This is a genomic window from Pedobacter sp. V48 (assembly GCF_000523515.1).
Classification (GTDB): domain Bacteria; phylum Bacteroidota; class Bacteroidia; order Sphingobacteriales; family Sphingobacteriaceae; genus Pedobacter.
In genome coordinates this window covers 1-21,281 of record NZ_AWRU01000018.1, presented here as the reverse complement: position 1 = coordinate 21,281, position 21,281 = coordinate 1, and the positions used below count along the sequence as shown (strand labels likewise).

The window sequence follows — 21,281 nt, the reverse complement described above, 5'->3', positions numbered from 1 at the left end:
AAAACATGACTGAAGATAAGTTAAACTCATCAACAGATAATTCTAGAAGAAACTTTATTAAAACCAGCGCGCTTGCAGCCGCTGGTTTTATGATCGTGCCCCGACATGTATTGGGAGGAAAAGGATTTTTGGCGCCGAGCGACCGTTTACAAGTTGCCGGCGTGGGTGTTGGTGGAAAAGGTGAAAGTGATATAGCGAATATTTATAAAGGTGGTAAATCTGATATTGCATTTTTATGTGATGTTGATGATAGAAGGGCTGCTGGTTCTGTTAAGAGATTTCCGAAGGCGAAGTATTATAAAGACTATCGCCAGATGCTTGATAAGGAATCGAAAAACATTGATGGTGTTGTAGTTTCTACACCAGATCATAATCATGCTATGATAGCTCTTGCTGCTATGCAGCTTGATAAACACGTGTATGTTCAGAAGCCTTTAACACATGATATTTATGAAGCCCGTGTATTAACTGAAGCGGCAAAACGCTATCAGGTAGTTACGCAAATGGGTAACCAGGGCGCTTCTGGTGATGGAGTAAGGCAATTGAAAGATTGGTGCGAGGCTGGTTTAATAGGTAAGGTACATACGGTATACTGCTGGACTGACCGCCCCGTTTGGCCTCAAGGCATTGCATGGCCTGCTACTAATGGTGTTGTACCTAGGGAATTGGATTGGGATTTATGGTTGGGCAGTGCCCCATATAAGCCTTATATAGAGAAAATGGTTCCGTTTAACTGGAGAGGCTGGTGGGATTATGGTACAGGTGCAATTGGCGATATGGGCTGTCACCTTGTAGAACCTCCATTTAGCATTTTAGGTCTTGATACTCCTCTTGATGTACAATGTAGTGTTGGTAGTGTGTATGTGGATGAATTTAAGAGGGGGTATTTCCCTGAAAGTTGTCCGCCTTCCAGTCACGTGATCATGACCTTTAAAGAAACAAAAAGAACAAAAGGTGACTTACAGCTTCACTGGATGGACGGCGGCATTAAGCCTGTTCGTCCGGTAGAGTTAGGACCGAATGAGGCATTTGGCGATAATGGTGTATTGTTTGAAGGGACCAAAGGGAAAATGATCTGTGATGTTTATGGGTCTAACCCGAGACTGCTGCCTTTATCAAAAAATGAGCACGACCATACTAAAAAGAAAACCCCTAGAGTACCTGGTGGTGAAGACGGCCATTACACACAATGGGCCGAAGCTGCTATTGCAGGATATGGAAAGATAGAATTAAGCTCTCCTTTTGAAATTGCAGGACCGCTTACAGAAACGCTACTAATAGCAAACCTGGCCATTAGAGGTACTGATGTTCAGAGAAGAAATGCTGATGGCGGAATCAGTTATCCGGGCAGGGATATTAAACTGATCTGGGATAAGGCGAATCTTAAGGTTACCAACTTTGATGAGGTGAACCAATTTGTTAAACGTAATTATCGTGCAGGATGGAGTTTGGGAGTGTAAATTTGCGTGTTCTGGTTGTTGGCTGCGGTAACATGGGTAAATCTCATGCTATGGCTTACCATACCATAGACGGCTTTGAGATATGTGGAATTGTATCAACAGGTAACAGTAAGGTTATTGTAAATGAAAAGCTGGGCGGAGGTTATCCGTTGTTCAGCGATTTCTATGAGGCACTTGAGGCTACAAAGCCTGATGCAGTTTGCATTTCTACTTATCCTGATACTCATGAGGCTTTTGCTGTTAAAGCGCTGGAGAGTGGCTGCCACGTATTTATAGAGAAGCCTTTGGCGGATTCTGTAGAAGGTGCTGAGCGTGTTGCAGAGGCAGCAAGAAAGGCCGGTAAGAAGCTGGTTGTTGGTTATATATTGCGTTATCACCCTTCATGGGAGAAGTTTATTCAGCTTTCGCAGCAAATGGGTAAACCGTTGGTAATGCGGATGAACCTGAACCAACAAAGCCATGGTCCGAAATGGACCGTACACCGTAACCTGATGAAAAGTTTAAGCCCCATAGTGGATTGCGCGGTGCATTATATTGATGTGATGTGCCAGATGACCAGGTCAAGGCCTATTCAGGTTAGCGCTATTGGTGCCCGACTTACCGATGAAATACCTGAGTGGAATTACAACTACGGCCAACTTCAAATTCGTTTTGAAGATGGTTCAGTTGGTTGGTATGAAGCTGGTTGGGGCCCAATGGTTAGTGAAACTGCCTTTTTTATTAAAGATGTTTTTGGACCGAAGGGCGCGGTATCTATAGTTGCCAAAGAAGCATCGAAATCAGGGAAGTCGGATTCAATTGATTCACATACTAAAACAGAATCAATAAAAGTACATTATGCTGATCTGGATAAAGATAATGAGTTTGCCAGGGCCGATGAGTGGGTTGATCTTAAAGATGAACCGGATCATCAGGAACTATGTAATCGTGAACAACGCTTTTTTCTGAAAGCTATTAAAGAAGACCTGAACCTTACAGATGCAACTGAAGATGCGGTTAATAGTTTAAGGATTGCATTTGCCTGTGATGAATCAGTGAGGACGGGACAAATGGTTTTGTTAAAGAGTTAATGTAATCTTAACGCCACAGTGCTGTTATCGTTACATGACCAGGATAGTTTTGTACTATAGAAGAATGAATGTGATTGTTAAAGATACAGACAACAGTTTATGGGCATCATTTGTCAATGGAGACGATGATGCCTTACATTCTATTTATACACAGTTTGTTGACGTACTGTACGCCTTCGGATTAAGGTTCTCTGACGATGTTGACCTGGTTAAAGATAGCATCCATGATCTTTTTGTTGATCTCTATAAATACCGCAGTAATTTATCTACTGACGTAAATGTTAAATCTTATCTTTTTACTTCTCTTAAAAGAAAGATATGTAAAGAGCTGAAAAAGCTCAGCACTCAGGAGAATCATAACATTGAGGTTCTTTTCACCATTTTTGGAAGTCTGGAAGATCAGGTTACCAATGATGAGGTTCAAACGGAACTTATCACAAAACTTAATAAACAGCTTGAACTGCTGCCTAGCAGACAAAAAGAAGCATTATACCTAAGATTCAATTCTGAACTTGAATATGAGGAAATTGCAAGTGTTATGGACATATCTGTTGAAACCTGCAGAACGCTGGTGTATCGCGGAATTAAGCAATTGCGCGAGAAAATGGTGGTAAAGCATGTCTACAAAATAATTGCATAAATAAATATTTTAATTTCTTAGTCTATAAAATTCACGTCTGTGTCTCTGGGTTACTATTAGACGCTACACATGGATTCAGATAACAATTATAAGGCAGAGGACTTTCTATCAGGTAAAATTCCGAAAGAGGGGGATGGCAGGATTTCGGACAGTGAAAAAGAACTTGCCAGAGATATTAAATCAGTTATTAAATCTGCCGGGAACGAGAAAATACCTTCTTTAGAAGCCGCTGAGCTGTGGGCGAGGATTCAGGATAGTAAAACATCTAAATCGAAAAGCTACAACTGGAAATTGTTCATTCAAATAGCAGCAGTATTACTATTGGTACTTGGCGCCGGACTTTGGAATTATCAGCGTCATACCAGCACAAATAGGCTACTGACTTTTGCCGCTCAAAATATAAACAATAAAATTATTTCTAAAATGGATATTGCAGGTAAGCCAATTAATAGCACACCTGCAAGTTCGAATGATGAAGAGAATATCATTACTACGAATGATTTTAATACGCTTGTGGTGGGGAATGATCAGCGTTCGGTAATTCACTTGCCTGATGGAACCAAAGTGTGGTTAAATTCCGGTTCAAAGTTAATTTATCCGACTTCTTTCGCAAAAGACAGCAGAGAGGTTTACCTGGAAGGTGAAGCCTATTTTGACGTAGCTCATAATAAGGAATGGCCTTTCTATGTAAGGGCTAAGAATATGAATATCAAAGTGCTGGGTACAGAATTTTACGTAAGCTCAAATTTAAATAGCAATAGCAATTACGCTGTTCTGGTGCGCGGAAGCATCGTTTTTTCTACAGGAAGCTGGTTAAGCAAGGCAGAGCGAAAATTGGTGCCTGGTGAGCAGATCAGTTATGATCTGGTTGCGAATAAATTATTGATATCGCAGGTGAAAACAGATGATATCCAGTCGTGGAAAGAAGGTTACATAGACGTCAACAGTGAGTCATTGAAAATAATTATTCAAAGAATTGCAAAATACTATAACATAGAAATAAATACAGAAGGGCTGGACCTTAGTGAGACTTTTAGTGGTAAACTGATGTTTCAGCGGAATGCCGGCGATGTGTTGAACAACATACTGTTTGACGGGACATCCTTTGTTTATGATAGTACAGAAAGGAGGATCCGGCTGAAGAAAAACTAACCACACAGGACCAAAAAAAGGAGGTGCGCTAACACCTCCTCTAAACAATAACCTATTAAGCTATTATTTAACTCATTAACAAAAATATGAAAAATATTCATGTATGTGAATCTCATGCACATTTAGTACGGCTCAAAAACAAAATAATACGAACTATGAAAGTAACAATGGTTTTATTATGGATGGGAATGATGACCACTTATGCTAATACCTATTCTCAAGTTCGGATGAATATTGATATAATTAAAGGGAACCTTCCAGAGTTATTTCAACAAATTCAAGCGCAAAGTGATTATCTGATTATTTATAAGGATGATTTTATTAAACTAAATAAATACGAAGAGCTAAATCTAAAGCTTAACAATAAAACTGTTCCCGAAATTTTGGACAAAGCACTGAAAGGTAGTGGTTTGGTGTACAAAATATCAGGCAGACAGATTGCCATTATATCGGGCAATTTACAGGGTGCAGCTAACTCTAAACAAGATACTTTACTCACTTTGCGTGGCCGTGTGTATGATACCCATGAACCACCTGGAGTATTGCCAGGCGTAAGTATTAGAGTAAAAGGCTCTACCAACGGAACATTGACTGATGCCGATGGATATTTTAATATCAAGGCAAATAAGAATGATATTCTTGTTTTTTCCATGCTGGGATTTCTTAGCTATGAGTATACCGTTTCGAAGACAGACAGGAGTTTAAATGTTTCCCTGAAAGAGAACGTTTCGGCTTTGAATGAAGTGGTTGTGGTGGGTTTGAATGAGCAACAAAAGAAACATATTGCAAGTTCCCTTGCCTCTTTAAATGTAAAGTCTAATATTGAAGGTAAGCCCATTACCACCTTGTCCCAATCTTTGCAGGGCGGGATAACAGGAATAAATGTTACACAGGGCTCTGGTTTGCCCGGAGGAGATGCTGCGGCAATAAAGATTCGGGGTATTAGCACGCTAGGAAATTCTGATCCGCTGGTGCTGGTAGATGGTATACCGATGGATATGAACCACATTGATCCGGTAACTGTTGAAAGTGTAACTGTTTTGAAGGATGCCGCTGCGGCCGCAAGTTATGGCTCCAGAGGTGCAAATGGGGTTATTGTGGTCACTACAAAAAGAGGTGTGGCAGGCAAAGTGGCCGTGGCGTTTGATGGATATTATGGTATTCAGCGTGCCTCTTCTTTACCACAGACTGTTGATGCGCCTACTTACATGAGAATGTATAATGAAGCGAGCTATAATGCCAATCCGGCTAATAAGTTGCCTTTTACACAGGAACAAATCGACAATACAAGGAACGGGATGGATCCTGTTGCAAATCCTAATCTGGCATATGCCAACACGAATTGGTTGGATTTGCTTGTTGATGATGCTGCTCCGATATCAAGCAATTCCCTATCTCTTAGTGGTGGAAGTAGTGTGGCAAGGTTTGCTTTGACGGGTAATTACACCTATCAGAAGGGTATTATTCCGATCAGTGATATGAAAAGGTTTAATATCAGGGCAAACACTACGATCTCTTTGAGTGACAAATTTCAGGTAAACATGGATTTGCTTGCGATAAGGAGAGATACCAATCAACCGAACAGACCCAGTGCAACGGGAAATACGGGTAACAGACTTCTAGAGGATATGTACCGTGTTCCACCAACGGTTATCCCTAAGTTTCCAATTAAAGACGGACGTGTTTTTTATGGTCAGTATGTAGATATTGTAAATCCATTGGCTTACGCTGAAGTTGGAGGTGTAAGGGCTTCAGAATTCGGACAAACCAGTATTAACCTGCAGCCTAAGTGGGAAGCATTTAAGGATTTTAATGTAAGAGGGCAATTCAGTTTCAGGTTAAACAGTGACATTACCCATGATNCAANANATWATYTYKWKYATTTCGATTTCTTTACTGGCAACTTGTTAAGAACATGGGCATTGCAGAGAACAACAGGAATGGCCAGAACTACCTATTATTATGCTGGTGTAACTACAGATTATACGCTGAATATTAATGATCACAGGGTTTTTGCCTTGGCGGGTTACTCGCAGGAAGAGACCAATAGCGGATCATGGGATATATTTTCAATGGTATCAGCATATGCTAAATTGAACTATTCCTTTAAAGATAGATACTTGCTTGAAGGAACAGTACGTACAGATGGTTCGTCTCGTTTCGGTCCTAATAATAAATTTGGGGTATTCCCATCGGTAGCAGCAGGATGGAACCTTCATAACGAAAACTTTCTAAAGGATTCCAAGATCATTAATAACCTGAAATTAAGGGCATCGTATGGTAAACTTGGTAATGATAATATAGGATTATATAAATATCAGACTTTAATTAACGGAAGTAGTGGTGTTGAATCTACTTATGGTAATCCGAATATCACCTGGGAATCGGTAAATATGCTGGATTTGGGAGTGGATCTTAGTTTGCTTAAGAATAATAAACTGGGGATTACTTTTGATTACTATGATAAACAAACTAAGAACATCATTCTTTTTCCTACCCTACCACTTGTAGGTGGTTTTGAAGCAGATGTTCCTGTAAATGCAGGTGMWCTWYCKAWYWWAGSAKKKKAKKWTTCNTTNAAKYAWAMTRARAKMCWMKCYCARNATYYARSNTATYTMMYKWWWCCCAGGTGNTNTTCGTATAACCGCAATAAAATAATTAAACTTCAGGGAGGGTCAATCATTTCTCCAACAGTAGTTACGGAGGTTGGTAGCAGTATTAACAGTATTTATGGATATAAAACAAACGGATTGTTACAGGCCAGCGATTTTGATGGCAGCGGAAAACCACTAGTTCCTACCTTGCCAAACGCCAAGCCAGGAGACATTAAATATCTTGATTTAAATGGTGATAATGTTATTGGAGCAGCAGATCAGGACGTTATAGGAGATCCGGTACCCAGACTTAATTATTTTGCCAATTTAAGAGTTGCCTATAAGAACTTTGATATTGAAACACTAATTCAGGGCGTAGGTAATAATAATGCCGTTTTATATGGGATGTTTGCTCAGCCTTTAGACCTTAGTGCAGACGGTGGTATACCAACAACTTATTATTCAAAGAATTACTGGACCCCTGAACATACAAATGCCCGTTTTCCACGCTTATCAACAGCTCCGGCAAATAATAAACTGTCGTCAGATTTCTGGTTCCAAAACGGAGCTTTTTTAAGGGTTAAGTATATACAGTTAGGATATAATGTTCAGAATTCCTTTGCAAGGAAGCTAGGTGTTAACGGTATAAGGTTATATGTAAATGCACAAAATCCGGCCACTTTTACTTCTGTTAAGATTACAGATCCAGAGAGCAGGGGGTATCAATGGACCTACGGAATTGTGGAAATGTATACAGTTGGTTTAAATGTTAAATTTTAATTCAGATGAAAAAAATCTATTATTTAGTCCTTATAACAACCTTATTTACATTTTTGGGTTGTGAGAAATTTTTAACACATGATCATCCAACGGATGTTTATGATGAAATATGGTGGAATACAGAGGCCAATGTGACCTCAGCACTGAACTCTATTTATGCGGGAATGCCCGATGGTTCTTCGGGCCGGCAGCTGATGTTCCTTGATGCCATGAGTGATAATGCTGTTGCCAGACAAAGTTTACGAGGAGACTACGAATCTTATGTTAAAGGCTTACAGGGGTCGAATTGGGCGGTTGGAACCGGCATTTGGGATGACGATTATCGCGACATAAGAAGATCAAACAGATTTCTTGAGAATGTTGATAAGGCGTATTTGCCTGACCCAGAACTAAAGAAGCAATATATTTATGAAGCACGAGCCTTAAGGGCGTACTACCACATGGAATTGTTTATGTTCTTTGGTCCAATAGCGATTTTGAAGCAGTCTGTAACTCCTGAAAACAGCTATTTACCTCGTAATACCGAAAAAGAAGTGTACGATTTTATTTTGGCTGAGCTGAACGAGTGTGCAAATAACCTGCCTCCGAAGTTTACCGTAAATGCAGACTTAAAAAGGATATCGGCCGGAACTTGCCTGGGTCTGATTTCTAAACTGGCATTATATTATAAAGATTATGGTTTAGCTAAAAGTTCAGCAAAAAGGATCATTGATATGGATGCGTATAGTTTGCGGAAGAGTGCAAATGTACAGAACAGCTATGCAGATCTGTTTTTATATGTGGGAGAGATCAATTCTGAAAGAATTTTTTTTAGAGAGGTAACTTCGGGAGGTAATCAATGGTTGACATTTGCCCCTCAGGGTACGGGAGGTAAAACTGTTGTTTCTCCAACAGCCTCTATAGTAAATGCCTATGAGACAAAACAAGGCAAAACCTTAGAAGAGTTGGGACCAGACTCTGCAGCTATTTATGCAAGGGAGCCTAACTACCACAATAACAGAGATTCTAGAATGGCTGCATCGATTATCTTGCCGGGTGCTACTTATACAGGTGTAGTTTTAAAACCTTTTGAGAACTCCGGACTTGATAAGTTGGGCGAACAAAATTCAACTTCGACCGGATATTGGATCAACAAGTATCTGGATCCAAAAGATAAAACAGGCACCAGAACCTTGGATTTTATGATTATGCGTTATGCCGAGGTCTTGCTGAATTACGTGGAATCATTAATTGAGCTTGACGACTTTAGTAACCCTGATGTGATAAAATACCTGAACGAGATCAGAAACAGAGCAGGCATGCCTAATGTAAATGTGGCTGAATATAATACCAAAGAAAAACTGCGTGAGCTGGTTAGAAGAGAACGTAGGGTAGAACTTGCTTTTGAAGGTGTTCGCTATTACGATATCAGAAGATGGGGTATTTTTGAGCAGGTGATGAATGGCCCTGTTACGGGAGCAATAGACCCGAACACCAATCAGCCGGTAAATGTAGAGGTGAGATCAGCAAAAGCGAATAGAGATTACCTCTGGCCAATACCTCAGAAAGAGTTACTGGCGAATCCACAGATGACCCAAAACCCGAATTATAACTAATTATTGGCATATTAAGCAGCAGTAAGTGTGGAATATGAGGATTTTATTAACAATGAGGGTGGGATGTGGAAAAAATGATTGGAGATTATGAAACATTGATTTGGTGCAAATCCAATAATTATTACCTTTAGAGCGTTATATCAAATATTTTTAAAATCTTAACTTAAGAAAAACATGGAAAAATTTTCAAAACTTAAACAACTTATTGCTGGAATCGAAGCAGATGCAGACAAATTTTATAATTCAGGTAATGGCGCGGCCGGGACTAGAGTTCGTAAAGCAATGCAGGATCTAAAAGGACTTGCTCAAGAGATCCGTACTGAGGTTACTGAGAAGAAAAATGCTAAATAGTATTATTTGAATTATACGAGAGGCCTGCAAGAGATTGCGGGCCTTTTTTGTTTTATATACCCGTGATCCCGAGGAGCTGAGGGATCACGCAGTGGCGATGTGTTGATGACAGATGTGAAAATATTTACTGCCCAGGCAACCTTGTTGTTTCTTACTCCGTACTAGGAGGTATAAGTTCATTAAAACTTAAATAAGGCAGTAGCTCAATTAAATATGAATAGGATAAGAAAAATAACCCGATTGTTGGTGGCACTCCTGCTGCTGCATTTAAGCGCCGGGGCGCAGAACTTTGTTAGCAAAGATATTAGAATAGGCCTATTCTCATCTACACCCCTAGAGGACATAAGAGCCGTAAGTGATAAAGGTAATGCTGTTCTTGTTGCCGAAACCCGAGAAATAGTTGTGCAACTGGCTGTTAAGACCCTTGAGTTTGACAGGAAGCTTATGCAGGAGCATTTCAACGAAAATTACATAGAGAGCGACAAATATCCTTATGCAAAATTTAAAGGGCTGATTGACCAGCCAGTGGATTTTACCAAAGATGGTAATTATGCTGTAACGGTTACAGGTATCCTTTCTGTACATGGAGTAGATAAGAAACGCACAATTCCAGGAAAAGTAACTGTAACCAATGGAGTTGTACAAATCAGTTCAGAGTTTAAGGTTGCCTGTGTAGACCATAATATTAAAATACCAAAGCTGGTGTTTACCAAGATTGCGGAGTTCATTACGATAAAAGCTGAAGGTAAGTTCAATTCATTAAAATAACCAAACCCATGAATAAGATTAAATATTTACTGATTTCCTTTTCGCTTTTTACGCTGCATGCTCAAGCTCAGGAAGCGGACTCATTGTTAAAAGCCCTGGACAGTGGGGGGGTAGCTACTACAGTAGACGCTGCCTTTAAGTCGACACATGTAGTTTTATCTCAATCAAGTGAAACTCAAAAGAAGCATGATCTGGACCTGAGAATCCGTCACCATTTTGGTGATATCGGTGGAAGATTTGGAAGTGCACAAACTTTGTACGGTTTGGATGTTGCAACAGATTTGTTTATAGGATTGGATTATGGGGTTACTGACGATTTTACTGTTGCGGTAGGAAGAAGTAAACAAGACGAGCTATTTAATTTTTCTGGTAAGTACAAGTTGCTAAAACAGAAGAGTAATGCTTCGATGCCGATTAATATGACCCTTTTTGCCCAGCTTGGCTGGATTGCAAGGGAGCCATTTAATGATAGCGAGTTTGGACAGTATAGTGACAGATTCTCTTATTTCTTTCAATCTATTATTTCGCGTAAGTTCTCATCGCGCCTCTCACTAGAGGTAATGCCAGGGTTTTTAGTGCGGAACAATATTGAGGATAGTGGTGATTCCAAAAATCTGTTTTCCCTGGGTTTTGCTGGAAGAATGAAAATAACCAAGCGACTTTCTTTTATTGCCGATTACACCGTTGTAAATGGACTGTCGAGGCCTAAAGATTTAACCGAAACTTACTATAATCCATTTGGTGTTGGTTTGGAAATAGAAACAGGAGGGCACATCTTCTCTTTAAACTTTATGAACTCGGAGTATATAGTTGAGAATAATTTCATTCCAAATACTAAGAAGTCGTGGAGTAAAGGCGGGGTTCGTTTCGGCTTCACCATATCAAGAAACTTTACCCTGTTTAAATCAAAAAATCAGGATCCGGATAAGAAATCAAAAATTTACTAAACTAAAATCAAAAACTATGGAACGTGACGAATTTATCAAATCATTAGGGCTTGGCCTTGCTATGGTTTGCGCAGGAACATGCTTTTCAAGCTGTGGAAAAAGTGGAAATGATGGTCCTGACGACAAACCCGATCCTGGACCAGGGGATAATACTGCCACAGTAGATCTTTCAACTCAGTTAAAGGCTGTAGGTGATCAGGCGAAGGTAAATGGCGTATTATTTTTTAGAATAGCTGATGGAAATACTGCAGCCTCATTTGTAGCTACAGAATCTATTTGTCCGCATCAGGGAGGCAGTTTGGTATGGAAACAGGCAGATAATAAGATACAATGTCAGTTGCACTTTTCCGAATACGGTACCAATGGTTCTGTACTTCAAGGACCTCAGGGTACGACAGGAAATACAAGAACATTGAAAATCTACAACACGGCTATTAGTGGCACTAAGCTTACCGCCACTATTGTATAGTGATTATCCATTTTGGTAGCTTCATTTCTTTTAATGAAAATATTTATTTGGATTTCTTGAGAATGTTGGTACGATATGTGTAAATTGTATACAGTTATTAGGCTAATCTAATAGCAGAATAACAGATATTCAATCAGCTATTTAAAAGTTATGAAAAAACTACTTTCACTAATTGCTATGCTAAGTTTCTGTGTGAGCTTAAGTATGGCACAAACTGCTTCAAYWNGMTNCKGMWRAGMAAGCAGCAACAACAAAAGCAAAAAAACAAACTTCGAAAGCTAAGGAAACTGCTGCTGAGGCAAAGAAGGAAGCTGCAAAGGCGAAAGCTGATGCTAAAAAAGAAGCAACTGCAACCGCGAAAAAAGAAGCTGCAAAGGCTAAAGCTGACGCGAAGAAAGAAGCAACTGCTAAAACCAAAGCTACAGCCGATGCAAAAAAAGAGGCAACTGAAAAGGTTAAAAAAGAAACTACAATAGCAAAAACTAAAGCTAAAGCAGAAGCAACCACTGCAGGGGCAAGGTTAAAAAAAGATGGTACGCCTNAYAMNACGYTNTTSCNAAAAWCAGCTGCAGCTCCAGCTAGTGATGTAAAACTTAAAAAAGATGGCACACCGGATAAGCGTTTTTCTGCTACAGCTGCCAAGGAGAAAGCAGAGGCTCCTGTTAAGGAAGCTAAAAAGGAAGTAACAACAGTTAAAAAACAAACAACTACCGCTGTTGCCAGTGCTGCTAATAAAGATTATAAGCCAACTGTGGATAGAACGCTGAAAGGCCCTAATTCCGAAATAATTTATACTGGCCCACGTGGAGGTAAATATTACATCAACAAAAACGGAAACAAAACTTATATTAAAAGAGAAGCAGAGTAGTATAACTGCTTAGTTTTAATAAAAAAGGCACTCTACAAAATGCAGAGTGCCTTTTTTATTTTATTCTATATCGCCAATTAATGTTGCTGATACATTCCAGGCGCTAAAACTTCCGCCTTCTGGTTTGCCTAGCGGTATTGCTACCTGAAATGTATGTTTGCCAGGTTTAAGATCCGGCAGGGGGATTTCAACCGGTAAGGTAATTGTTCCTGGACACCAGTTGGAGCGGCTAAGATCCGAAGAGGACAAACCATTCCCGAAATTGCCTGAAGCAGGGTTTAAATATCTGTATGTTGCACAATCTTCTCGCCATGGTATAAAGTGATATACTCTTTTGCCATCCACAAAGATTTCGTTTTGCTTTGGTACAAATTCATCTCCGCCACCCCAACCCCCGTGACCGGTTGTAAGGTATCTCATTTTTAGGTTTTTTACATCTTGTGGGATATCCACAGTTACGGTAAGAGAGTCCTGATCGAACATTGTACCGTATTCTTGTCCCGACATTTCCATTAAATTGGTTGTGTTAAAGGCAGGCATTAACCATTTCTTTTCCTCTTTTTGGCTTTCGCCTTCATAACCTGGATAATATTTGAAATAAAGACTGGCCTTATGTCCGCCTTTATCATAGTTCCCTATAAAAACGCCTATCCATACTTCTCCTTGCAAACGCGGCAATAGCGAGGTAATATCCTGTTTATATACAACTGAATCGGCCCAGTTATATCCTTTTATTTTTGCCTGTGCATTAAAATGGTTTATGCCAAAAGAGGTGAAAAAACGCATTAACTCAAGCGGGGGTAAATAGTTGTCGGTAGCTGTAACTCCCTGGTATTTCTTTCCGTTTCTGGCTGAATAAACAGGAAGTGCCTGAATACCACTCTGCAAAGCATTAAGATAAGAGATGGATTTGTCAGTAGGGATCATAAATACAGAACCTGTACGGTCATATGCATCCCCGTTAGAATGTTGTGCTAATTCGATAAATAATTGTTGACCAGCTTTTGTTGGCGGTAACTTTACTCTCTTAAGAATAACTGTTCCACCAGAGAAATGGTAAGTGACATTAGATTGTTCTCCTGCAGGATTTTCTGTTTTGTTACCAAAACTAATCTGCTCATTATTGAAAATGGTAAGTGTAGTATAGCGGCTTTCGATTACTTGACGCTGGTATGCTGGTTCATCTAACATGGTTCCCCAACTTTTTGGCCAGGCAAGTTCTTCGGAGGTTACTGTACGGTACTCGATGTTCTTTGCAAAAGTTTCGGAATTACCATTACGAATGGTTTTAAGAATCAAACCTAACCCAGGGGCAATTGAAATGCTAGGCGTTCCTTTAATTTTAAGGTCGTTTGTATACCATACTTCAATGGTATTAGAACGAACAAAGACTTTAGCCTTTTTACAGGGAATGCCTAATATAGTGTCTATTCCCGGAAGCAGTTCTGCTTTTACATATTCAGAAAACGGCTTTTTAAGTGTGTATGCTATAGCATTATTATTTTGTATCTGATAACTGGCCTTTTGAGCAATTTGAAGATACTGTTGTTCGGTTTGACGACCCTGAGATACCAGATGTACCTGATTACCCTTAACGTACATTTTTTGTTCAGCTGTTGATTCTTTTCCGTTATTTCGGAACCCATAAGTAACAACAGCTTCAGTGGCTTTGGTGTTTATTTGTGAAAACGATGGGGCACTGGTTAAAAGCAGCGCAAACCCTAATAGAAGTACTCTCATGGGGTATAAAGTTATGAATTATTTTGCCTCAAGTACTTCTAAAAAGAGTTCAAACATTTCCTCTGGTTTAAATGGTTTAGAGAGAATATAGAGAATGCCCATTTCTTTAAGCCTAAGCCTCACTTCCTCAAGCACATCAGCAGTAAAAATGATTACTTTCGTTTCCGGATAGGTTTCCTGTATGTATTTAGATAGCTGATAACCATCCATGCCTGGCATGTGCAGATCTACTAGAACAACATCAAACTTTTCCTTTTTCAGAAATTCTATAGCAGTATAGCCATTGTCAGCTTTATCAGCATTGATCCCAAACCGACTTAATTGGCGGGTGGCGACGAGCAAATTTGTAGGATTGTCGTCAACAATCAACAACTTAAAATTGGGTAGGGTAGGGAAATCAAATCCAAATGCGTTTGATTTCTTTTCCTTTTGTATAGGTAACGCCTTTTTGAAGTCAATTTGAAACTCGAATATTGATCCTATGGACGGTTTACTTATTAAGCGAATTTCACTTTTGAAAAGCCTGACCAAACCTTTGGTAATGTTAAGTCCTAATCCGCTTCCTTCTTGTTGCCTGTGGGAATCTTGGTGGACCTGATGAAACTTGTCAAATACTAGATTATGTAGATGTTCAGGAATTCCAATGCCAGTATCAGAGATTTTAAAAAGGATAGACGCATGATCGTCTTGATCGACCAACGTTTTTAGGGTAATGCTAACCTCTCCTTTTTCGGTAAATTTGATGGCATTAGCCAATAGGTTATTTAAAATCCTCGTTAACCTAAGGTCATCAATCATTAGGGACTCTGGCGTTTTATAATCATGATGGAAGTTTAAAGCAAGGCTTTTATTTTTGGCGAATGGTAAAAATTGCTTGTAAACATTATTTATAAGTGATATCAGATTTGTAGGCGCTTCATTTAATTGCATCTTTTTACTTTCAATCTTTTCCAGATCTAATATGTCGTTTATAAGCCCCAACAAATGATTAGAAGAGTATTTTAGATGATCAACATAGTCTTTTATATCCTTATTTGAAGATGTGGCTTGATCCAAAAGATTGCTTATACCAATAATTGCGTTTAGAGGAGTCCGAATCTCATGACTCATTATGGAAAGTGTCTCTGTCCTTTTTCTGGCAATTTGTTCAGCAAGATTTTTAGCCTCAATAAGCTCCAACTGGTTATTTTTGATGTCTGTAATATCCTTCAATATTCCTCTGAACAATCGAACACTGTTGTTTTCCATTATTGGAACACCTGAGATCCTTACCCACTTTTTGTTCCTTTTAGCTGTTATGAGCTCTAATTCTATGTCGAAGGCAATATTTTTGTCAAGCGAATTTTTCAACGCTTTTAATAATTTTGTTTTATTCTCTTTGTCAAATGATTGTGGGATACCGATACTACTGATTACAATGTGCTGATCCGATTCGTTAATTTCATAGATCTGATTCGTTAAAAATACTTCTTTACTTATAGTATCATATTCCCAACCACCCATTTTTGAAATTTGATGACCTATTTCTAACAAGTTGTTGATCCTTTTGAGCTCTAAGCTATTCTTCTCAAGCTGATCGGTCAACTCTTTTTTAGCTGTAATATCCTCTATGATACAGATTATCCTGACATCAGTATTAATTGAATCAATTTTTTGAAACTTAGCACAATACCATAGAGGCTTAGCTGGGTCTAAATCAGGATAGATGCATTGTTGTCTTTCTCCAGTACTAAGTAATCTGATTATGCAGTTAATAAAGATATCTCCAAATTCACCAAAAACTTCCGGAATACTCTTGTTGATGAAAAATTCGGGAGGCATGAACAATTTAGATTTATCTTTTGTCCAAACCCGCTTAATTATAGCTTGTTCGGTTAATTCCAGAATTACATCATCAAGTGCTTCAACCAGCGATTGCAAATTATGAGCCTCATTATCCATAGGTCGGTAGTAGTAGATTTAAAGTTTGTTACTATTTGGTTAGTTGTATCGGCTTATTATGTAATCCTCTAATCGTAGCAAAACTTCCCCGTTTTCTGCCAGCAAATAAATAGCATTGCTACAGGATTTGTTTGGGATAAAGGTTTTTGACTTGCTTGTCGGATGAAACACACGTTTTTCTTACTTGTAATTCTTTAGATATGCAACATCCATGCCTTATTTTAAAGGTACCAAAAATGTAAGTTTCTGAATTGCTAAGTTATTTTGAATTATTGACAATGGAGGTAGCGTAACGGAAAGTAAAATACCGGTATTTAGGCTATTTGTTAAGTGGCTGGTAATCTTGCTTATATTTTTTTAATGCGATTTTTTTAGAAAATTATCAAAATAGATTTGTGCTTATTCGCATGTTTTTATATCTTTGGCGCTCCTTAAGGGGAAAGGCCTTGGTAGCTCAGTTGGATAGAGCAACGGTTTTCTAAACCGTGGGTCAGGGGTTCGAATCCCTTCCAGGGTACAAGAAATTTATTTCTTAATTAAAGGCGACATTGCTCCAGATGTCGTCTTTTTTTTTGCCTCTATTTTTTTTAATAATGATTTAATCAACGCTAATATGGCTTCGGTTCACTATACCTGGATGATGACTTCAGAACCATCCCATTTAAAGATCACTTAACTTATTGCTGTACACCTTAAATACGTGAGCAGGAGTGCTTAAGGTTATTGTTTAGAATAGTTTTAAATAATATTGTTTAGAATTATTTTAAATAGTAGGTTTGTGCGATCAAACAAACTTTGACATGATAAGAATTTTTACCAATTGTATTATTTTGCTCTTATTTTCAGTAAGTCTGTCATTTGCGCAGACTGGAAATATTGATGGTTCAGTAAAAACCTCCGACGGGAAACCTGCAGAACTTGTAACCGTAAACATTAAAGGAACAGGGAAAACAGTCTTAACAGACAAAAAAGGAGCGTATCAACTAAAAAATATTAAAACAGGTAAATATATTCTGACAGCAACATTTATTGGTCTGGCAAAACAAGAACAGACTGTAGAAATAAAGTCAGGAGGAACGGTATCTGTTGATTTTGTACTAGATGAAAATTCGGATCAGTTACAGGAGGTAATCATTTCTTCCAGAAATACAAACAAAGTAACTGCCGCGGTTGCTAAGATGCCTTTAAAAAACCTGGAGAATCCGCAGGTATATAGTTCTGTTTCGTCTGAAATATTAAAACAGCAGGCCATTAGCAACTATGATGATGCCATGAGAAACATTCCGGGAATAGCAAGAACATGGGAATCTACAGGAAGAGGCGGCGATGGAGCTTCTTATTTTGCGCTCCGTGGTTTTGAAGCGCAGCCAAGTCTGATCAATGGCTTACCTGGCCTGACCAGCGGAAACCTTGATCCGGCAAGTGTGGAAGAGATACAAGTGATGAAAGGGCCTTCGGGGACATTGTTTGGAGCAAGCTTCTATGGCTATGGGGGGATTATCAATACCATTACAAAAAAACCGTATTATGAGTTTGGTGGTGAGGTAGCCTACAACCTGGGTAGTTTTGGGTTGAACAGAGTAACTGCAGACGTAAATATGCCTTTAAGCAAAACTGAAAAGATTGCAATGCGTATTAATACTGCCTATCATACAGAAAACAGTTTTCAGGATGCCGGATTTAAAAAATCTTTCTACATAGCGCCTAGTTTGGCTTATGAGGTAAATGATAAGCTTTTCTTTCAGGTATTGACAGAAATTTTGCAGGAAGAAAGGGCTGTAGCACCAGTATTTTTTAATACTAACAGGGATGCACCACTCATTTTCAAAAATATTAATGAACTGAACTTGAACAGGAATCTTTCATTTATGAGCAATGACCTTACCATGAAGAATCCAAGATATAATCTGCAGGGTCAGATGCTTTATAAGCTTTCAGATGAATGGACCTCACAAACTGTTATTTCAAGAGGTAATGTAAAATCAGATGGCTACTATACCTATATCTGGGATGATGAAACCAGAGACAACTACTTCGACCAGTGGTTTAATAAAGAAAATCAAACTACAAACTCTACTGATATTCAGCAGAATTTCAATGGAGATTTCAAGATTGGGAACTTGAGAAACCGTGTTTTGGTCGGTCTGGATTATTTTAGTCGTAATGTGATCAGTAACAAATCTGGTTGGGCGCTAGTAAGAAAAATATCACCTCAGGAGAGTGAAACAAAAGTAGGTCTTGATTTAGAGCCTATTGACGAGTCTATATATTTAAGTCAGCAATTAGTTGACAACGCATTAGCAGCGCAAGCGGGCAGCCGTAGCAATATCAAGAATAGCTCGTATAGCGCCTATGCATCAGACGTCCTTAATTTCACTCCTTCATTAAGTGTGATGGCCAGCTTGAGAATGGATTATTTTGACTCTAAGGGTGATCTTAAAGATGCGGAAGATGACTATAATCAATTAACTTTCTCGCCTAAATTTGGAGTCGTTTATCAACCGATACTGGATAAGGTGTCAATTTTTGCTAACTACATGAATGCGTTCTTTAATGTTTCCCCACAGGAGGTATTTGATGATAATAATGTGAGCCAAGGGGTGAAATCATTCAAACCTGAGCAAGCAAACCAGTGGGAATTTGGTGTCAAAACAAGTTTATTCTCAGATAAACTGTTTGCTACGGTTTCTGTTTATGATATCAAAGTAGCAAATCGTGTGTACTTTACCCAGACCGGGGCCATACAAGGTGGCAAGACCGGAAGTAAGGGGTTTGATATAGATTTAAGTGCTAATCCTTTTCCTGGTCTGAACGTGATTGCTGGAATAAGCCATAGCAGGATCAAAGTACTTGACGGAAACACGGGAGATCCTACTGATTTTTACAACGAAGTAGGAAGAGCGCCAGGTGGTCAGGGTCCTCAGGATCTGGCAAATTTATGGGCGACCTATAAAATAGGATCTGGCAAATTGAAAGATTTTGGTCTTGGATTAGGCGGAAACTATGCTGGTGTATATAAGGTAATAGACAATAGCGTAACAGGAGTTTTTGAATTGCCAAGCTATACCTTGTTAAATGCAAGTTTGTTTTATAACTCTGACAAATACAGATTTACCTTTAATATGAACAACCTGACCAATGAAGATTATTATATTGGTTACTGGTCTGTTAATCCTCAAAAACCAAGGAACTTTGCGGCAAGTTTTGCCTATAAATTTTAACTTATGAAGGCTAAAGCAATAAAAAAGTGGTTTGAAGTTCATAAATGGACCAGCCTTATTTGTACGGTTTTTTTGCTCATGCTATGCCTGACTGGTTTGCCTCTGATATTTTACGAGGAAATTGATCACTTGCTGGGCAAAGAAGTAGAAATGCCTGCTGTTGCTCCCGGAACTCCACAATTGTCAAAAGATGTTGTTCTGGATGAGGCCCTAAAACACGTACCCGTAAAGGCGATAAAGTATGTGTCGTGGGATGTAAAAGAGCATCCTGGTGAAATGTTCGTTGTCGTGGCCGATTCAAGTGAGGCGCCCATTGAAGGAGATCATTACCTTAGGATGAATGAGTATAGTGGTAAGGTAATGGACACGCCACCTAATGAAATGGACTTTATGTTGGTGATGTACTACCTGCATGTAGAAATGCTGGCTGGCATACCCGGTAAACTTTTCCTGGGTCTGATGGGCTTGCTTTTTATTGTAGCCATTGTTTCGGGTATAGTATTATATGGACCGATTATGAAGCGCTTTGATTTCGGAATGATCAGGACAGAAAAATCAGCAAGATTAAGATGGCTGGATTTACATAACCTGCTTGGAATTGTAACGCTGGCCTGGGCATCGGTTGTTGGACTTACAGGTGTGATCAACACCTTGGTTGATCCAGCTCTGGACAAATGGAAGGCCAGTCAACTTGCCGAAATGGTTGCAGGATATAAGGATAAACCCAAGGTAACAGGAGCTTTAAGTTCTCTGGAGACTGCTGTTAAAACAGCTAAAGCGGCAGCTCCCGGAATGGATGTTTCTTTTGTAGCTTATCCAGGAACACTTTATTCCAGCAAATATCATTATGCGGTGTATATGATAGGAACTACTCCGCTAACTTCAAGAATTATTAAACCGGCATTAATAGATGCTAAAACAGGGGAGCTGACAGACATTAGAGATCTGCCATGGTACCTGAAAACAATCTTTATCTCCCAGCCATTTCATTTTGGCGATTATGGAGGCATGCCTATGAAGATACTCTGGGCGATCTTCGATATCGCTACTATCATTGTATTGATTTCTGGAATCTACCTTTGGCTTGCCAGGCGCAAGGCGAAGTCGGCCCAACTTAAAAGGCTTATGGGAGAAGCCGAATCGCTCACTTTATCAACTGTTCAAGAGAATGAAGAATAATAAGAACGCGTTTTTCAAAGTATGGGGTATCCCTATTTTACTGGGAGTGATAACAATTATAGGTTTGTTATCAGCAATAATGGGAGTAGGAGTATGGCATATCGTTTCATGGATAGCCTTAAGTATTCCGGTTTATATTATGTTTAGGTATGGATTAAAGTATTTTACATAGATCTTCTTAATTTTTCTGGTTGTGGTTTAGCGAGTTAGGATTATTTTGCAAGAAATAGTGTTTAAATGTTTGCGTGGTGGTTGAATTTTCCTACTTTTGCATCCCGCTTCGGAGGAAGTGAAACAGTGAAAAGGAAGGTKAGAAAGAAGTTTCAAAAAAGATTTGCAAAACAGAAAAAGWAWSAGMAAGTTAAAACCAGGTTAATTCTTTATCTTAAAATACCATAAAAGGCTAAACAAGGCCATGATTTTAAAGATATATAAGAAGGGGATCCGTGAGGTGACCCGCGAAGTTCATTAGCTAAGATCGGAAGAGCGTCGTGTAGGGAAAGAGG

The 21,281-nt window shown here is 39.0% G+C and carries 14 protein-coding genes, 1 tRNA gene and 1 pseudogene; 14 read left to right on the top strand and 2 right to left on the bottom strand.

Features of this window, described 5'->3' with window-relative positions:
• Window positions 1-5 precede the first annotated feature (5 nt).
• From N824_RS16290 to N824_RS16245, 10 genes and pseudogenes are all read left to right on the top strand, one after another.
• Window positions 6-1,460 (top strand): Gfo/Idh/MocA family protein, encoded by a 1,455-nt coding sequence (locus tag N824_RS16290; protein WP_048906223.1) that lies wholly within the window; start codon window positions 6-8, stop codon window positions 1,458-1,460.
• Window positions 1,442-2,530, top strand: coding sequence for a Gfo/Idh/MocA family protein (locus tag N824_RS16285; protein ID WP_048906222.1), 1,089 nt, complete (start codon window positions 1,442-1,444; stop codon window positions 2,528-2,530). The genes N824_RS16290 and N824_RS16285 overlap by 19 nt, the downstream gene beginning before the upstream one ends.
• Before the next feature lie 34 nt (window positions 2,531-2,564).
• Window positions 2,565-3,170 carry an RNA polymerase sigma factor gene (locus tag N824_RS16280; protein WP_084498362.1) on the top strand — a complete coding sequence of 202 codons (606 nt, stop codon included), beginning with the start codon at window positions 2,565-2,567 and terminating at the stop codon, window positions 3,168-3,170.
• Between the two features lie 69 nt (window positions 3,171-3,239).
• Window positions 3,240-4,322 carry a FecR family protein gene (locus N824_RS16275; protein WP_048906220.1) on the top strand — a complete coding sequence of 361 codons (1,083 nt, stop codon included), beginning with the start codon at window positions 3,240-3,242 and terminating at the stop codon, window positions 4,320-4,322.
• Between the two features lie 155 nt (window positions 4,323-4,477).
• Window positions 4,478-7,696 (top strand): annotated as a pseudogene (locus N824_RS16270) (TonB-dependent receptor).
• 5 nt (window positions 7,697-7,701) lie between these two features.
• A complete protein-coding gene (locus N824_RS16265; RefSeq protein WP_048906219.1) occupies window positions 7,702-9,291 on the top strand; it encodes a RagB/SusD family nutrient uptake outer membrane protein in 1,590 nt (529 codons plus the stop codon).
• A gap of 174 nt (window positions 9,292-9,465) precedes the next feature.
• Window positions 9,466-9,642: a hypothetical protein gene (locus tag N824_RS16260; RefSeq protein WP_048906218.1), complete on the top strand. Its 177-nt coding sequence runs from the start codon at window positions 9,466-9,468 to the stop codon at window positions 9,640-9,642.
• A gap of 213 nt (window positions 9,643-9,855) precedes the next feature.
• On the top strand, window positions 9,856-10,410 hold the full coding sequence (locus N824_RS16255; RefSeq protein ID WP_048906217.1) for a YceI family protein: 555 nt from the start codon (window positions 9,856-9,858) through the stop codon (window positions 10,408-10,410).
• Window positions 10,411-10,418: 8 nt separating this feature from the next.
• Entirely contained in the window at window positions 10,419-11,357 is a 939-nt protein-coding gene (locus N824_RS16250) for a DUF5777 family beta-barrel protein (RefSeq protein WP_048906216.1), read from the top strand.
• Between the two features lie 16 nt (window positions 11,358-11,373).
• Window positions 11,374-11,826 (top strand): ubiquinol-cytochrome c reductase iron-sulfur subunit, encoded by a 453-nt coding sequence (locus tag N824_RS16245; RefSeq protein WP_048906215.1) that lies wholly within the window; start codon window positions 11,374-11,376, stop codon window positions 11,824-11,826.
• Between the two features lie 928 nt (window positions 11,827-12,754).
• Here N824_RS16245 and N824_RS16235 read toward each other — a convergent pair.
• Window positions 12,755-14,434: a PNGase F N-terminal domain-containing protein gene (locus tag N824_RS16235; protein WP_048906213.1), complete on the bottom strand. Its 1,680-nt coding sequence runs from the start codon at window positions 14,432-14,434 to the stop codon at window positions 12,755-12,757.
• An 18-nt stretch (window positions 14,435-14,452) separates the two neighbouring features.
• Entirely contained in the window at window positions 14,453-16,375 is a 1,923-nt protein-coding gene (locus tag N824_RS16230) for a PAS domain-containing hybrid sensor histidine kinase/response regulator (protein ID WP_048906212.1), read from the bottom strand.
• 443 nt (window positions 16,376-16,818) lie between these two features.
• Here N824_RS16230 and N824_RS16225 point away from each other — a divergent pair.
• The 4 genes from N824_RS16225 to N824_RS16210 all read left to right on the top strand — a co-directional run bounded on the left by N824_RS16225 (window position 16,819) and on the right by N824_RS16210 (window position 20,947).
• Window positions 16,819-16,892, top strand: a tRNA-Arg gene (locus N824_RS16225).
• Between the two features lie 283 nt (window positions 16,893-17,175).
• Window positions 17,176-19,596, top strand: a complete 2,421-nt coding sequence (locus tag N824_RS16220; protein ID WP_048906211.1) for a TonB-dependent receptor — start codon at window positions 17,176-17,178, stop codon at window positions 19,594-19,596.
• A 3-nt stretch (window positions 19,597-19,599) separates the two neighbouring features.
• Window positions 19,600-20,775, top strand: coding sequence for a PepSY domain-containing protein (locus N824_RS16215; RefSeq protein WP_048906210.1), 1,176 nt, complete (start codon window positions 19,600-19,602; stop codon window positions 20,773-20,775).
• Window positions 20,765-20,947, top strand: a complete 183-nt coding sequence (locus N824_RS16210) for a hypothetical protein (RefSeq protein ID WP_048906209.1) — start codon at window positions 20,765-20,767, stop codon at window positions 20,945-20,947. Before N824_RS16215 ends, N824_RS16210 begins: the two co-directional genes overlap by 11 nt.
• The last annotated feature ends 334 nt before the right edge of the window (window positions 20,948-21,281 follow it).

Coding starts and splice junctions, on each gene's coding strand:
- N824_RS16250 (WP_048906216.1), top strand. CDS start 10,419: ATGAATAAGATTAAATATTTACTGATTTCCTTTTCGCTTTTTACGCTG.
- N824_RS16285 (WP_048906222.1), top strand. CDS start 1,442: ATGGAGTTTGGGAGTGTAAATTTGCGTGTTCTGGTTGTTGGCTGCGGT.
- N824_RS16230 (WP_048906212.1), bottom strand. CDS start 16,375: ATGGATAATGAGGCTCATAATTTGCAATCGCTGGTTGAAGCACTTGAT.
- N824_RS16215 (WP_048906210.1), top strand. CDS start 19,600: ATGAAGGCTAAAGCAATAAAAAAGTGGTTTGAAGTTCATAAATGGACC.
- N824_RS16245 (WP_048906215.1), top strand. CDS start 11,374: ATGGAACGTGACGAATTTATCAAATCATTAGGGCTTGGCCTTGCTATG.
- N824_RS16255 (WP_048906217.1), top strand. CDS start 9,856: ATGAATAGGATAAGAAAAATAACCCGATTGTTGGTGGCACTCCTGCTG.
- N824_RS16280 (WP_084498362.1), top strand. CDS start 2,565: ATGACCAGGATAGTTTTGTACTATAGAAGAATGAATGTGATTGTTAAA.
- N824_RS16265 (WP_048906219.1), top strand. CDS start 7,702: ATGAAAAAAATCTATTATTTAGTCCTTATAACAACCTTATTTACATTT.
- N824_RS16260 (WP_048906218.1), top strand. CDS start 9,466: ATGGAAAAATTTTCAAAACTTAAACAACTTATTGCTGGAATCGAAGCA.
- N824_RS16210 (WP_048906209.1), top strand. CDS start 20,765: ATGAAGAATAATAAGAACGCGTTTTTCAAAGTATGGGGTATCCCTATT.
- N824_RS16235 (WP_048906213.1), bottom strand. CDS start 14,434: ATGAGAGTACTTCTATTAGGGTTTGCGCTGCTTTTAACCAGTGCCCCA.
- N824_RS16220 (WP_048906211.1), top strand. CDS start 17,176: ATGATAAGAATTTTTACCAATTGTATTATTTTGCTCTTATTTTCAGTA.
- N824_RS16275 (WP_048906220.1), top strand. CDS start 3,240: ATGGATTCAGATAACAATTATAAGGCAGAGGACTTTCTATCAGGTAAA.
- N824_RS16290 (WP_048906223.1), top strand. CDS start 6: ATGACTGAAGATAAGTTAAACTCATCAACAGATAATTCTAGAAGAAAC.